This is a genomic window from Aliirhizobium sp. YIM B11859, from assembly GCF_057163345.1.
The window spans coordinates 45,304-58,887 of sequence record NZ_JBXHAY010000007.1; the positions used below are offsets into that span (position 1 = coordinate 45,304).

13 protein-coding genes are annotated in these 13,584 nt (G+C 62.2%); 7 read left to right on the forward strand and 6 right to left on the reverse strand.

Annotation, left to right across the window (positions count from 1 at the left end; translation table 11 throughout):
- Nucleotides 1-13 precede the first annotated feature (13 nt).
- A complete protein-coding gene (gene lysA / locus AC2GXZ_RS23645) occupies nucleotides 14-1,282 on the forward strand; it encodes a diaminopimelate decarboxylase (protein ID WP_483761671.1) in 1,269 nt (422 codons plus the stop codon).
- A 146-nt stretch (nucleotides 1,283-1,428) separates the two neighbouring features.
- Nucleotides 1,429-4,209: a TIGR02302 family protein gene (locus AC2GXZ_RS23650; protein ID WP_483761672.1), complete on the forward strand. Its 2,781-nt coding sequence runs from the start codon at nucleotides 1,429-1,431 to the stop codon at nucleotides 4,207-4,209.
- A gap of 247 nt (nucleotides 4,210-4,456) precedes the next feature.
- On the opposite strand, the gene AC2GXZ_RS23655 is transcribed toward AC2GXZ_RS23650, so the two are convergent.
- The 3 genes from AC2GXZ_RS23655 to AC2GXZ_RS23665 form a co-directional block, all read right to left on the reverse strand.
- A complete protein-coding gene (locus tag AC2GXZ_RS23655) occupies nucleotides 4,457-4,834 on the reverse strand; it encodes a response regulator (protein WP_483761673.1) in 378 nt (125 codons plus the stop codon).
- A gap of 152 nt (nucleotides 4,835-4,986) precedes the next feature.
- Entirely contained in the window at nucleotides 4,987-5,529 is a 543-nt protein-coding gene (gene hpt, locus AC2GXZ_RS23660; protein WP_483761674.1) for a hypoxanthine phosphoribosyltransferase, read from the reverse strand.
- Between the two features lie 66 nt (nucleotides 5,530-5,595).
- Nucleotides 5,596-6,255: a hypothetical protein gene (locus tag AC2GXZ_RS23665; RefSeq protein WP_483761675.1), complete on the reverse strand. Its 660-nt coding sequence runs from the start codon at nucleotides 6,253-6,255 to the stop codon at nucleotides 5,596-5,598.
- A gap of 218 nt (nucleotides 6,256-6,473) precedes the next feature.
- Here AC2GXZ_RS23665 and ftsE point away from each other — a divergent pair, with 218 nt between their 5' ends.
- The 4 genes from ftsE (at nucleotide 6,474) to AC2GXZ_RS23685 (ending at nucleotide 9,848) form a co-directional block, all read left to right on the forward strand.
- Nucleotides 6,474-7,133, forward strand: a complete 660-nt coding sequence (gene ftsE / locus AC2GXZ_RS23670) for a cell division ATP-binding protein FtsE (RefSeq protein WP_483761676.1) — start codon at nucleotides 6,474-6,476, stop codon at nucleotides 7,131-7,133.
- Between the two features lie 85 nt (nucleotides 7,134-7,218).
- Nucleotides 7,219-8,169 carry a cell division protein FtsX gene (locus AC2GXZ_RS23675; RefSeq protein WP_483761968.1) on the forward strand — a complete coding sequence of 317 codons (951 nt, stop codon included), beginning with the start codon at nucleotides 7,219-7,221 and terminating at the stop codon, nucleotides 8,167-8,169.
- Nucleotides 8,170-8,237: 68 nt separating this feature from the next.
- Nucleotides 8,238-8,972 (forward strand): YdcF family protein, encoded by a 735-nt coding sequence (locus AC2GXZ_RS23680; RefSeq protein ID WP_483761677.1) that lies wholly within the window; start codon nucleotides 8,238-8,240, stop codon nucleotides 8,970-8,972.
- An 84-nt stretch (nucleotides 8,973-9,056) separates the two neighbouring features.
- Nucleotides 9,057-9,848: a lysophospholipid acyltransferase family protein gene (locus tag AC2GXZ_RS23685; RefSeq protein ID WP_483761678.1), complete on the forward strand. Its 792-nt coding sequence runs from the start codon at nucleotides 9,057-9,059 to the stop codon at nucleotides 9,846-9,848.
- Here AC2GXZ_RS23685 and AC2GXZ_RS23690 read toward each other — a convergent pair.
- On the reverse strand, nucleotides 9,833-10,375 hold the full coding sequence (locus tag AC2GXZ_RS23690; protein WP_483761679.1) for a gamma-glutamylcyclotransferase: 543 nt from the start codon (nucleotides 10,373-10,375) through the stop codon (nucleotides 9,833-9,835). The genes AC2GXZ_RS23685 and AC2GXZ_RS23690 overlap by 16 nt on opposite strands.
- A 52-nt stretch (nucleotides 10,376-10,427) precedes the next feature.
- Between AC2GXZ_RS23690 and AC2GXZ_RS23695 the strand changes: the two genes are divergently transcribed.
- Nucleotides 10,428-11,432, forward strand: a complete 1,005-nt coding sequence (locus AC2GXZ_RS23695; protein WP_483761680.1) for a DUF2125 domain-containing protein — start codon at nucleotides 10,428-10,430, stop codon at nucleotides 11,430-11,432.
- Between the two features lie 58 nt (nucleotides 11,433-11,490).
- On the opposite strand, the gene AC2GXZ_RS23700 is transcribed toward AC2GXZ_RS23695, so the two are convergent.
- Nucleotides 11,491-12,420 (reverse strand): prephenate/arogenate dehydrogenase family protein, encoded by a 930-nt coding sequence (locus AC2GXZ_RS23700; protein ID WP_483761681.1) that lies wholly within the window; start codon nucleotides 12,418-12,420, stop codon nucleotides 11,491-11,493.
- Nucleotides 12,417-13,526 carry a histidinol-phosphate transaminase gene (gene hisC / locus AC2GXZ_RS23705; protein ID WP_483761682.1) on the reverse strand — a complete coding sequence of 370 codons (1,110 nt, stop codon included), beginning with the start codon at nucleotides 13,524-13,526 and terminating at the stop codon, nucleotides 12,417-12,419. The genes AC2GXZ_RS23700 and hisC overlap by 4 nt, the downstream gene beginning before the upstream one ends.
- Nucleotides 13,527-13,584: the final 58 nt, after the last annotated feature.

The window sequence follows — 13,584 nt, forward strand, 5'->3', positions numbered from 1 at the left end:
TCCGAGACCTGACGTGAACCATTTCCAGTATATAGACGGCGTGCTGCACGCCGAAAACGTCGCCATTCCGGACATCGCCAAGGCGGTCGGCACCCCCTTCTACGTCTATTCGACGGCGACGCTGGAGCGCCATTACAAGGTGTTTGCCGCGGCGTTTTCCGATGTCGACGCGATGGTCTGTTACGCGATGAAGGCCAATTCCAACCAGGCCGTGCTGAAGACGCTCGGTCGGCTTGGCGCCGGCGTCGATGTCGTGTCTGGCGGCGAACTGCGCCGCGCGATTGCCGCCGGCATTCCGGCAAGCCGCATCATGTTCTCCGGCGTCGGCAAGACGGTTACCGAAATGGATCTGGCGCTTTCCGCCGGCATCTATTGCTTCAACGTCGAATCCGAGCCGGAACTGGAAGTCCTGAACCTGCGTGCCGTCAAGGCCGGCAAGAAGGCACACGTCTCCTTCCGCATCAACCCGGATGTCGATGCCGGCACCCATGCCAAGATCTCGACCGGCAAGAAGGAAAACAAGTTCGGCATCGCCTATGAGCGCGCCCGCGATGTCTACGCCCATGCGGCCACCATGCCCGGCATCGACGTCACCGGCATCGACATGCATATCGGCAGCCAGATCACCGAACTGGAACCGTTCGAACACGCTTTCCGCCTGCTGCGCGAACTGGTCGACACGCTGCGCGGTGACGGTCACCGCATCGACCATGTCGATATCGGCGGCGGCCTCGGCATCCCTTACAAGGACGACAACACCCCGCCGCCGCTGCCCGACGCATATGCCGAGACGGTCAAGCGCCAGCTGCGGTCGCTCAATTGCAAGATCGTCACCGAGCCGGGCCGCCTCATCGTCGGCAATGCCGGCATTCTGGTGACCGAAGTCATCTACGTGAAGGATGCCGGCGAAAAGACCTTCGTCATCGTCGACGGCGCGATGAACGACCTGATCCGCCCGACGCTTTATGAAGCCTATCACGCAATCCGCCCGGTCATCGCGCCCGCCGCCGATGCACCACGCATCAAGGGCGACGTCGTCGGCCCGGTCTGCGAGACCGGCGACTATCTGGCGCTCGACCGCGAGATGGCGGCACCGAAGCCCGGTGACCTGATCGCGGTTGCATCGGCCGGCGCCTATGGTGCGGTTCAGGCAGGAACCTATAATTCCCGCCTTCTGGTCCCGGAGGTTCTGGTCAAGGGATCGGAATTCCACGTCATCCGCCCGCGCGGCAGCTATGACGAGCTTATCGGGCTGGATTCCGTGCCGGCCTGGCTGGGTTAACCCTGCGTTTCCCGCATAGAGCGACCTTCACTTTTGCGGGAATATGCCTAAAAATTGGGGGCGGGCAGCCGCCTGCCCTCGTCTTCGCCACAAACATCGCTATTCTATGAGCTTGATTTGCGCCGCCACAAGTGGAGACGGACCGCATGAGCTTAACCCGCAAAGGTGCTTTCGAAACGCATCCGGCGCTTGCCCGCCGTGTGGCCCTGAAGCGTTCCTTCGCGCGGACCGTCCTGTTCTTCGAACGTCTTCTGCCGATCGCACTTGCGCCTGTCGGCATCATTGCCCTGTTCTTCGCCGCCTCCTGGTTCGGCATTTTCCGCCTTTCGCCGGATTGGCTGCGCTGGATCCTGCTTGCGGCTTTCGCCCTTGGCCTCGTTTTCACCCTTTATCCGCTCGCCCGCCTGCGCTGGCCGAGCGCCGGTGAAGGCGACCGGCTGCTCGAAGATCGCAACAATCTTCCGCACCAGCCGGTCGGCGTGCAGGAAGACGAACCGGCCTTCGAGACCCCGTTCTCGCGCGCGCTGTGGAAGGAACACCAGATCCGCATGGCCGAGCGGATCGCCGCCCTCGACACCGGCCTGCCGCAGCCCGATATCGCCCGTCATGACCGTTATGCGCTGCGCGCGATCCCGGCGCTGCTGTTCACCGTGGCGCTCGCCTATTCCTTCTCCAATGGCGGCGGCACGCTTGGTGATGCCTTTGAACCGGCAAGACCAGCAGCCAGCATCAATCCCGATCTCAGGATCGACGCCTGGCTGACACCGCCCTCCTATACCGGCCGGGCTCCGGTCTTCCTGACCGGCCAGCAGGCGCAGGCCAGTACCGGCCCCGTCTCGATCCCGCAGAATTCGGCGCTGACCGTGCGCGTCACCGGCGGTGAGGGCGAAGAAGCCGTCGTTTATACGACCGCAGCCGCCGGCAAGGCGGCAAGGCTCGAGACCGAAGAGGCCAAGGCGGCGGCGAAAAAGGCGACCGAAGCCGCATCCCAATCTGTGTCAGGTCAGGCTCCTGCCGGCCAGCCTTCTGCGTCCCAGCCTCCGGCAAGCCCGCCCGTCATCCAGACGGCACAGGGTGGCGGCCAGTCAGTACCGCCGCGCACCTATGCGATGGCGATCGGCGAGAGCGGCGCACTCTCCGTCAACGGCCAGAGCTGGACCTTCAACGTCATTCCCGACCGCGCCCCCGAGATTGCCTTCGAGGGCCAGCCGAAGCGCTCAGTCAACGGCGCGCTGGAAATTGGCTTCAAGGCCAAGGACGATTACGGCATCCGCGAAGCCCATGCCCTGATCGAGCCTGCCGGCCCACAGGATCCCGCAGCGACACCACTTTATCCGCTGCCGGAATACCGGCTGGATCTTCCGCGCCAGAACAGAGGCCAGGAGGTCAAGGGCCTGACCAGCCGCAGCCTGATCGAACATCCGCTGGCCGGCAAGCGTGTCCGCATCACGCTTGTGGCAACCGACGGCGCCGGCCAGACCGGCCGCAGCCCAGCCCACGAGATGATCCTGCCCGGACGCGGATTCTCAGAACCGCTGGCAGCAGCCGTTGCCGAACAACGCCAGATTTTTGCGCTCGACACCCGCCAGATGCCCAAGGCCATTGCGTTCAACGAGGCGCTGGCCATCCGCGCCGACGAGACCATTCCGAACCTCAGCCACTTCCTGCTGATCCGCTCGGCGCTGGAGCGGATGAAACTCGCCAAAGGCGACGAACAGCTGAAGCAGACTGCCGATTATCTCTGGGAAATCGCCCTTGGCATCGAGGATGGCGATCTGTCGCTGGCCGAACGCCGCCTGCGCGATGCCCAGCGCAACCTCTCGGAAGCGCTGCAGAACGGCGCGAATGACCAGGAAGTTGCGCGCCTGATGCAGGAAATGCGCGATGCGATGCAGGAATACATGAAAGAACTGGCCCAGCGCATGCAGAACGCACCGCGCGGCCAGCAGAACATGCAGGCGCAGAATGTCATCCGCCAGCGCGACCTGCAGAACATGATGGACCAGATCGAAAACCTGGCCCGTTCCGGCAATCGCGATGCCGCACAGCAGATGCTGAACGAATTGCAGCGGATGATGAACAACCTGCAGGCCGGCCGGCCACAGCGCGGCCAGCAGGGCCAACAGCAGCAGCAGAACAGCCAGATGCGCCAGCAGATCGACAAGCTCGGCGAGATCATGCAGGAGCAGCAGCGGCTGATGGACCAGACCTTCAAGCTGGACCAGGCTTTGCGCGACCGCATGCAGCGTGGCGATCCCGACGATCAGGGCCAGGGTGACCAGCAGCAGTCGCAGCAAGGCCAGCAGGGCCAACAAGGGCAAAAGCCCGGCGAGCAGCAAGGGCAACAGGGTCAGCAGGGCCAGGGCGGACGGCAGCAGAACACCGATCAGATGACCGCCGAACAGCTGCGCGAGGCGCTGAAAAACCTTCGTGCCCAGCAGGAAGGTCTCGGCAAGAAGCTCGGCGAACTGCAGAAAGGCCTCAAGGATCTCGGCATGCAGCCCGGCGAAGGTTTCGGTCAGGCCCAGCGCGAGATGGGTGGCGCCGGCCAGGCGCTGGGCGAAGGCCAGGGCGAACAGGCTGTGCAGGGCCAGGGCAACGCGCTCAATGCATTGCGGCAGGGTGCCCAGAACATGATGCAGCAGATGATGCAGGCCATGCAGGGGCAACAGGGTCAGGGCCAGCAGGGTCAGCAGAATGGCGAGGGCGAAGGCATGGCCAATCAGGGCGGCCAGAACGGACGCGATCCGCTCGGACGGCCGCGCTCCACCTCAGGCCCGGATTTCGGCGATCAGGTGAAAGTGCCGGACGAGATTGACGTCCAGCGTGCCAGAGAAATCCTCGACGCCATCCGCAATAAACTCGGCGGCGCGCTGTCGGGTGATGCCGAGCGGCAGTATCTGGAGCGGTTGCTGGAAATCAGGTGATTGGTGGGGGCGGTTGATCCCCTCACTTGCGTTTTCTAACACTTAGCCTTTGGCTAAAATGTTCAAATCGCTTTCTCTCCCACAAGGGGAGAGATGCCGGGGACGCAAGTTCGGCGTTCCGCCTCTCCCTTTGTGGAAGAGGTTACAAAATCAGCGTCTTAACCGAAGGCTAAGTGCCACATTTTGTTGGTGGGGGGTCAGCGACCTCGCTGACAACGGCAATCAACCACCCCACCGACAACAACCCTCAAGCAGCCCGGCTGGCGACACCCGCAAGCGCCATGGCAACCGCCTTGCGGATATCCGGAAGCGCGAACGGCTTCGGCACGACATCGACGATCTTGGAGGCCAGATCGTCGGCGCGTTCGCGCTGTTCGGCATAACCGGTCATCAGCAGGATCTTCATCTGAGGAAAACGGGCGGATGCCTGGTGGGCGAGTTCTATCCCGTCCATGACCGGCATGCGGATATCGGAGAGAAGCAGGTCGTACGATCCTTCGTCGAGCCTTTCCAGCCCTTCGGCACCGTCACCGGCTTCAAAGGTCTCGTGGCCGTCGAGGCGCAGTGCCCGTGCAACGAAGCGGCGAAGAGATTCCTCGTCTTCGGTAATCAGGATTCTGGCCATAGCGATCATCGCTCCCTGTGTTTCATTTCGGGAGCAAATGACCAGACTTTCCTTTTCGAGGAGTAAACGCCGCCCCCCTCGCGGTCTCGGATGGTTAACGCCCTGCGACCATCACGATGCGATTTCCTGCTTCACCTCGCAGAACCGACCCGTCATGCGTCGCCCTTGACGACGCCGACGAACGGCAGCTCGCGAAAGGCGTAGGCGGCGTCCATGCCGTATCCGACGACGAAATAATCGGGGCATTCGAAACCGACATAATCGGCCTCCAGCTCTTCCTTGCGCTTGACGCTTTTGTCGAGCAGCACGGCGATCGTAACATTGCGGGCGCCACGTTCGTAGAGCAGTTCCTTGGCGAATTTCAGCGTCCGGCCGGATTCGAGGATATCGTCGATCAAGAGTACGTCGCGGCCATGCACGTCGCTGTCGATGTCCTTGACGATGCGCACACCCTGCGACACCGTGCCGGTGCCGTAGCTCGACAAGGTGATGAACTCGACTTCCGGAGCAAGGCCCGTGTCATGCAGCGCCCGCAGCAGATCGGCCGCAAAGATGAAGGAGCCCTTCAGGATCGCGATCACCAGCAGGTCCTTCACCGGGCCGGTCGCGATTTCGGCTGCGATGGTTCGGTTGCGTTCGGCGATCTGTTCGGCAGTGAATAACGGGTCGATCTGTTTGCCGCGCACGACGGGCATGAGGCTCTCCTGCGTGTCTGTCAAAGAAGAGGGCGATAGCACACCAGGCGTTATGTACGAAAGCAGCTAGACGCCGCGCTGGACCAATGACAGGCGCAAATCCGGCAGTTTTCCACCGGGATGGGGTACGCGGGCCGAAAATCCGTAGCTTTCCCCGCCGCCGATCTGCGAGGCGGAGGTCGAAATCAGCGTGCTTGCGACCACCGTATCGCCGGACATGAACTCGGCGCGGATCGCCGGCATGGACAGCCGATTTCCGGTGCGGTTCTCGACGATGCCGTTGATCAGCAGCACGCGCATGCCATTGGCATCCTGCGGCGTCATCGTCACATGGGTGATGTCGATCGGCGCGGCGGGCACGGCCGGTTTGCCGCGCGGGATCAGCGAAAATCCGCCGAAGATCATGAACACCGCAACGACGGCAACGGCGACCGTCGCCATGAAGGCTTCGTGCGGCAACCGCAAGAGCCTTGTCTCGGCTCTCTCGGTGATTACGCCGAAGAGCGTCTTGCGAACGGCCGGCACGGCGGCAGCGACGGGCCGGCCCTGGCGGAAGGCGTGGACCGTCGATCGTTCAGTCGAGCGATCTCGCACGGGGACGAAATGTGCATCGACGACCTCGGTCGGACGCCTGAAATGGATGACTTTTCCCTTGACCTCTTCCGGCGGGAGAATGTCGACAGCGGCATTGGCGCGAGCTTGCCGGCGGTCGTGGAAGGTGCTCATGGGTGGCCCTCTCCGCCTGCACCCTCAAGATCGCCTTGATCCGCATCGAGAGGTCGGGCATTGAAACAAATTCCGCCAAGTCGTAAACTGATATGGTTAACGCTTTGCAAATCCGACCTGAAAATCGCGCTTTTGACTGCTTGATTTACCCTTCGTTTACTCGCGACGTTAAGAGATAGCCGTTCGGTAGATAACAAGAAGCCAGGATAAGATCTCCGGTGATCCATTTCGAAAATGTCGGTCTGCGTTATGGCATGGGTCCGGAAATCCTCCGGGACATGACGTTCGATATTCCGAAACGTTCCTTCCAGTTCCTCACCGGGCCATCCGGCGCCGGCAAGACGACCTTGCTGCGCCTGCTGTTCATGTCGCTCAATCCGACCCGCGGCATCATCCGCATGTTCGAACGCGATCTGTCGCAGATCCCGCGCGGCGAATTTCCCATGCTGCGCCGGCGCGTTGGCATCGTCTTCCAGGATTTTCGCCTGCTCGACCATCTGACCACCTACGAGAATGTCGCACTGCCGCTGCGGGTCCGGGGCAAGGACGAGGCCTCCTATCGCAATGATGTGATCGACCTGTTGAAATGGGTCGGCCTTGGAGAGCGCATCAACGTGCTGCCGGCGGTGCTGTCCGGCGGCGAGAAGCAGCGCGCCGCGATCGCCCGCGCCCTGATGGACCGGCCCGAAATCCTGCTGGCCGACGAACCGACCGGCAATGTCGACCCGCCGATGGCGCGCCGGCTGTTGAGCCTGTTCCTCGAACTCAATCGCCTCGGCACGGCCGTCGTCATCGCCACCCACGATCTGGCGCTGATGGATCAGGTCGATGCACGGCGGATGATCCTTACCGAAGGGCGGCTCGACATCTATGAATGAACAGGGCCGCGCGACGAAGCCAGCGCTTCCAGGTGAAGAGACGGAAAAGGCAGGCCGCCGCGATGCAGCGCAGCGTCGCGCGCCGATGCGCGTTCGCCCGACAGGCGCGATCCTGCCGCCCTCGAACATCCAGGGCAATGCGCTGATGGTGGTCATCGCCATCATGGCTTTCCTTGCCTGCCTGACGCTTGGCGCCGTCAGCATGGTGCGTGCCACCGCCGCCGGCTGGCAAAGCCAGATATCCCGCGAGATCACCATCCAGATCAAGCCATCCGACGGGCTGGACATGAATGCCGCGCTGGCAAAGGCGCGCGACCTGGCCTTGACATTCGTCGGCACCAAGACCGGCACGATCATGGATGACGATGCAACCGCAAGACTGCTCGAACCCTGGCTCGGCTCGGACCTGAAGCTCGACGATCTGCCCGTACCCCGCCTCGTCATCGTCACGATCGACGAGAGCAATCCGCCTGATTTTGCCGGCATGCGCGACCTGTTGAAGACCGAAGTGCCGCAGGCCTTTCTGGACGACCACCGCACCTGGGTCGACCGTCTGGTGTCGATGGCACGGACCACCGTATGGATCGGCACCGGGGTTCTGATCCTGGTCTTCACCGCCATGGTCCTGACCGTCATCTTCGCCACCCGCGGCGCCCTGTCGGGCAATCGTCACATCGTCGAGGTCCTGCATTTCGTCGGCGCCGAGCGAACTTTCGTCGCCAAGGAATTCCAGAAACATTTCCTGAAGATCAGTCTCAAGGGATCGGCCATCGGCGGCGCCTTGGCGGCCCTCCTCTTTGCCACCGCCAATGTCTGGCAGTCGAGTTCGCGGGCAACCCCGGAAAGCGAACAGGCCATGGCTCTGTTCGGCTCGTTCACGATCGACTGGAGCGGCTATCTTGGCATTCTCGCGACCATGCTGGTCATCGCTCTTCTGACCACCATGACGGCCCGTTTCACGGTCATGCGCACGATCGACGAGATCGACCTGGTGCGCTCCGATCCATCCCGCTCCGACGGCCTGCCACCACCATGACAACCAGTCATATTCCCGATATGTGTACGGGACTATGCATTGCCTCAATCTGCGACTAATGACGGACCATGAGATTCGGCAAGAGCAATCGCTGGACGCCCGAAGACCGCCCCGAGGGTCGGCAGGGCATTGGGCTACTATCGCGCCATAGCGTCCTGCGGCGATTCGCGAGGCGCCTTATTCTGCTGCTCTTTGTCGGCATCGCCATTCTTGGCGGCGGTTTCCTCTGGTTTGCCGATTCGGTTTCGTCGCTGCGCGCCCCAGATGGCGTCAAGGCGGATGCGATCGTGGTTTTGACCGGCGGTTATCTGAGGATCGAGCAGGCGCTCGGGCTTTTGCATGACGGAGCCGGCAAGCGTCTGTTGATTTCCGGCGCGCATCCCTCGACCACGCCGACCCAGATCCGCAAGGCGACCCAGGCGTCTGTCGACCTGTTCAAATGTTGCGTCGATATCGGCTACGATGCCATCGACACGATCGGCAATGCCAACGAGATCACCCGCTGGATCCACGACCACGATTATAAGTCGGTCCTCGTCGTCACCAACAACTACCATATGCTGCGCAGCCTGCATGAACTGCGCCGGGCCGATCCGGTAACCGAATTCATTCCTTATCCGGTGATCACCGCCGATCTGACCCGCCGCGCCTGGTTTACCGAACCCGATACCCTGCGCACCATGCTCGCCGAATATGTGAAGGTGGTGTTGTCCTCCTTCCGCGACTGGATCGGCATTGCGCGCTGGAGCGGGTTGCGCACCGAGGAAGACGATCGGAAGGCTCAGCCGGAGCCGGCCTCCTGAGCCGCCCGTTCAGCCCGTCTGCCTGGGCTCTTTTTTCCGACCGCGATCTCGTGTAGGCAACGCCTGTTCAAGAGGACGCCCATTATGCTTCTGCTGCGCTCGGTGCTGTTCAACACCGCTTTCTACACCAACACCATCCTCCGCATGATCGTGTTCTCGCCGTTCTACTTTCTGGCGCCACGCAAGATTGCCTATGCGATCCCGAAAGCCTGGGCGGCATCCGGCAGCTGGCTGATGGCGAGGATCGTCGGCGCGACCTTCGAGATCGAGGGCCTTGAAAACGTTCCCGAAGGCGGCTGCATCTTCGCCCCCAAGCATCAGTCGGCCTGGGATACGTTTGCGCTGCTGCCCTACCAGCGCGATCCGGTCTATATCCTCAAGCGCGAGCTGATGTGGATCCCGCTATTCGGCTGGTATGCCGCCAAGCAGAAAATGATCCCCGTCAATCGCGGCGCCCGCGGCAAGGTCATGGTCGAGGTGATGAAACGCACCCGCGAGGAGATGGCGAATGGCCGCCAGCTGATCATCTACCCGGAGGGCACCCGCCGTGCGCCGGGGGCAGATCCCGAATATCGCTACGGCATCGCCCGCATCTACCGCGACGCGAAAGTTCCCGTCGTGCCGGTCGTCGCCCATTGGGGTCTTTTCTGGGGCCGCCGCAAGCTCGTCAAATATCCCGGCCATTTCAAGGTCCGCATCCTGCCGGCAATCCAGCCGGGCATGGCGCCCGATGCCTTCTACGCCCATCTGATCGAGACACTCGAAAATGCCAGCGACCAGCTGCTGATCGAGACAGTGGAAGCCAATCCGCACCTGCCCCTCCCGCCGACTGCGGTGAAGCGCCTGGCCGAACTGCGCGCTCAGCCTGTCGCCTGACGGCCCTCGGCGGCGCTGACGGCCGCTCCGACGGCCTCGAGCCACAGATCGCGGATGCCCATCCTGCCGAGCTGGGCGACGGTATTGAGGACATAGGCGTCGTTCGGTCCCGACTGGCCGTGCGAACGCAGCACGATCGTGGCAGCCTCGCCGACCTGCAGGCTGCCGGCATATTGGGCATGATGGCGATCGACGATATAGGTTATCGCCTGCGCCCGCCGGCCTGCCGGCAATCCGATCGGCAGCACCCGCTCCTGATAGACGCTGGTGATCAACTCTCTCTTGCGCAGGTAATCAAGCGCGTCGTCGCGGTCCTGATCGGCCACCCTGAAGGCCATGCCGCGGCATGATCCGCCGCGATCAAGTCCCATCACCAGACCGGGTTCAGCCTCGGTGCCGCGATGTGCGGTGGACCAGACGCACAGAGAACGGCGGAAACCATGGATACGGGCCGGCTGCCGCTCCACATAGGGGAAACCCGGGTTCCACATCAGTGATCCGTAGCCAAAGACCCAAAATTCGTCCATATCGCACGCCATGTAGTCGCCTTGTCTCGAACGGCACCAATGGGAGAACATGATGGCAGCGTCAAGCCGAACCGGCACAGCCAGGACATTATGGTGGCTTGCGAGCACCCTCGTGGTCATCGTCGGGCTTTATACGGCGGGCTGGTTTTATGCCGCCTCGCTGTTGCGGGAAAAGACGCTGCTTCTCCTCGGCAGCCAGTCGGATGCGGGCATCTCGGCCTCCTGCGACAACGCGGAATATCGCGGCTATCCCCTCCGTATCGGGCTGTTCTGCTCCGAGGTCGACGTCGATGACAACGTCAACGGCATTTCCGCAAGCTTCGGCGCCCTGCGCTCGGCATCGCGGATCTACAATCCGAAACACATTCTCTGGGAGCTGGATTCTCCGTCAGAGGTTCGTACCAGCCACGGCCTGACGGTCGCCACAAGCTGGCTCTACCTGAAATCCAACCTGATCACCAAGCTCAAGGGCGTCGAGCGCGCCTCGATGGTTCTGGAACAGCCGAAAACCACCATCATCTCTTCGGCGACCGGCCAGACCTTCGATATCGCCGCGGACAAGGCCGAGATCCGGCTGCGGCAGGACGGCGACGATCTCAATGCATCGATCGCGCTGCAGAACACCACGACAACCGCCAAGGGCCTGCCGCAGCTTCTTCCGGCAACGACCGCCAGCATCAATGTGACGTTTGAAAACCGCGCCGGCGTGCTGGATGGCAGTGATCGCAACGGCCTTGCCTTGCAAGGCTCCGAAGGCAGGCTCCGCGAGTTCAAGGCCGACCTTGGCCAGGGACAGGTCCTGACGCTGTCGGGTCCCTTCTCCTTCGACGACCAGGGCCGCATGTCGGGCAAGCTGAAGCTCAGGATCGAGGACATCGACGCCTGGAAGAAAAGCCTGAGCAGCGCCTTCCCGGGCCTCCAATCCAGCATCGGCACGGCGGCCAACATGCTTCAGGCGCTCGGCGGTGGATCTAAGGCCTCGATCGATATCGCCATTCGCCGCGGCAAGGTGTTTGCCGGCGGCCTGATCCCGATCGGCGAGATCCCGCCGATCTAAGCGGTCGCAACGACGGCCTCGGGTCCCCAATTGCGCAAGAAAGAGCCTTGGTCAGAACTTATTTCTTGGTATCCAGCGAGTGGCGACCGAAATCCGGCGCGTCCACGTCCTGGCCTGCCTGAACGATCGAGCGGCGGATCGCCCTTGTGCGGGTGAACAGTTCGAACAGCTTGTCGCCCTCGCCCCAGCGGATCGCACGCTGCAGATAGGCAAGATCCTCGGAGAAGCGCGACAGCATTTCGAGGATCGCATCCTTGTTATGCAGGCAGATATCGCGCCACATGGTCGGATCGGAAGCGGCAAGGCGGGTGAAGTCACGGAAGCCGGAGGCCGAATATTTGATGACTTCCGATTCCGTCACCGTGCTCAGATCGTCCGCCGTGCCGACAATATTATAGGCGATGATATGCGGCAGATGGGAAACGATCGCCAGCACCTTGTCATGATGCTGCGGATCCATGTCGTCGACACGGGAACCGAGCGCCGTCCAGAACGCTTTCAGCTTGTCCAGCGCCACAGGATCGGTATCCGGTAACGGCGTGAAGATGCACCAGCGGTCGCGAAACAGCCCGGCGAAACCGGCATCCGGTCCGGATTTTTCCGTACCTGCCAACGGATGGCCCGGAATGAAGTGAACATTGTCCGGCATATGCGGCGCCATCTGGGCGATCACCGATGCCTTGGTCGAGCCGACATCGGTAACGATCGCGCCCGGCTTCAGGCTGCCGGCGATCTGCTCGGCAACGGCTTCGGACGCGCCGACCGGAACGGAAACGATGACGAGATCGGCATCCTTCACCGCATCGGTCGCCGAAACGGTGTATTCGCTGCCAAGTTCGAGCTCTTCGGCACGCTTGAGCGTTTCGGCGCTGCGCGTCGAGACCACCACATGTTTTGCAAGCCCGAGCAGCTTGACGTCGCGGGCAATCGACGAGCCGATCAGGCCGATGCCGATCAGCGCGATCCGCTCGAAATGTCCGTCTGTCATCCCTTGCGTCCCATAAATTCGCCGAGAGCTTCGATAACGCCTCGGTTGGCTTCTTCCGAGCCGACCGTCATGCGCAACGCATTCGGCAGGCCGTAACCCTTCACCATGCGCAGGATGTAACCGCGGCTGGTGAGGAATTCGTCGGCGTCCGGCGCGCGCTTGCCGTCGACATCCGGGAAGTGGATCAGCACGAAATTGGTGACCGACGGCGTGACCTTGAGCCCGATTGTCTCGAATGCATGGGTGAGCTTGTCGAGCCAGAGCATGTTATGCTCGATCGCGTCGCCGACGAATGCCTGGTCGCGGATGGCAGCGGCACCGGCCGCAATCGCCGGCGCATTCATGTTAAACGGGCCACGCACGCGGTTCAGCGCGTCAAGAATGCCGGCCGGGCCGTACATCCAGCCGATGCGCAGCGCAGCCAGGCCATAGACCTTCGAAAACGTACGGCACATCACGACATTCTTGTTCGACGAGACGAGTTCGACGCCGGCCTCGTAATCGTTCTTGCGGACATATTCCGCATAGGCTGCATCGAGAACGAGGATGACGTTTTTCGGCAGGCCCGAATGCAGGCGGCGGATATCGGCGACCGGAACATAGGTGCCGGTCGGATTGCCCGGATTGGCGATGAACACCATTCTGGTCTTGTCCGTCACCGCAGCAAGGATTGCGTCGACATCGACGGTATAGTCCTTCTCCGGCACTTCGATCGCCGCAGCACCCGCACCCATGATCTGGATCTTGTAGACGAGGAACCCGTGCTGGGTGATGATCGCTTCGTCACCGGCGCCAAGATAGACGTGGCAGAGAAGACCAAGCAACTCGTCGGAACCATTGCCGCACATGATATTGGCGACGTTCAGCCCGTGCACCGAGGCGATCGCCTCGCGCAGCGCCATGGCCTGGCCGTCCGGATAGAGTTCGAGATGGCCGGCCGACTGGCGGAACGCCTCGATGGCCTTGGGGCTGGCCCCGAGCGGGGTCTCGTTGGAGGAAAGCTTGAACACCCGAGCAACGCCGGGAGCATGTTCCTTGCCGGGCACATAGGCGGCGATATCCAGAATGCCTGGACGCGGAACGGGCTCACTCACAACGATGCTCATCGGATCAACCTTCTTGGAAATGCCTGCTCTCGCAGGAGATGTGAGAGGGATTAAAGCC

Excerpts from the sequence above, each read along its gene's own strand:
- AC2GXZ_RS23685 (WP_483761678.1), top strand. The coding sequence starts at position 9,057 with ATGCTTCTGCTGCGCTCGGTGCTGTTCAACACCGCTTTCTACACCAAC.
- hisC (WP_483761682.1), bottom strand. The coding sequence starts at position 13,526 with ATGAGCATCGTTGTGAGTGAGCCCGTTCCGCGTCCAGGCATTCTGGAT.
- AC2GXZ_RS23690 (WP_483761679.1), bottom strand. The coding sequence starts at position 10,375 with ATGGACGAATTTTGGGTCTTTGGCTACGGATCACTGATGTGGAACCCG.
- AC2GXZ_RS23695 (WP_483761680.1), top strand. The coding sequence starts at position 10,428 with ATGGCAGCGTCAAGCCGAACCGGCACAGCCAGGACATTATGGTGGCTT.
- AC2GXZ_RS23680 (WP_483761677.1), top strand. The coding sequence starts at position 8,238 with ATGAGATTCGGCAAGAGCAATCGCTGGACGCCCGAAGACCGCCCCGAG.
- AC2GXZ_RS23700 (WP_483761681.1), bottom strand. The coding sequence starts at position 12,420 with ATGACAGACGGACATTTCGAGCGGATCGCGCTGATCGGCATCGGCCTG.
- AC2GXZ_RS23655 (WP_483761673.1), bottom strand. The coding sequence starts at position 4,834 with ATGGCCAGAATCCTGATTACCGAAGACGAGGAATCTCTTCGCCGCTTC.
- AC2GXZ_RS23650 (WP_483761672.1), top strand. The coding sequence starts at position 1,429 with ATGAGCTTAACCCGCAAAGGTGCTTTCGAAACGCATCCGGCGCTTGCC.
- hpt (WP_483761674.1), bottom strand. The coding sequence starts at position 5,529 with ATGCCCGTCGTGCGCGGCAAACAGATCGACCCGTTATTCACTGCCGAA.
- AC2GXZ_RS23665 (WP_483761675.1), bottom strand. The coding sequence starts at position 6,255 with ATGAGCACCTTCCACGACCGCCGGCAAGCTCGCGCCAATGCCGCTGTC.
- AC2GXZ_RS23675 (WP_483761968.1), top strand. The coding sequence starts at position 7,219 with ATGCGCGTTCGCCCGACAGGCGCGATCCTGCCGCCCTCGAACATCCAG.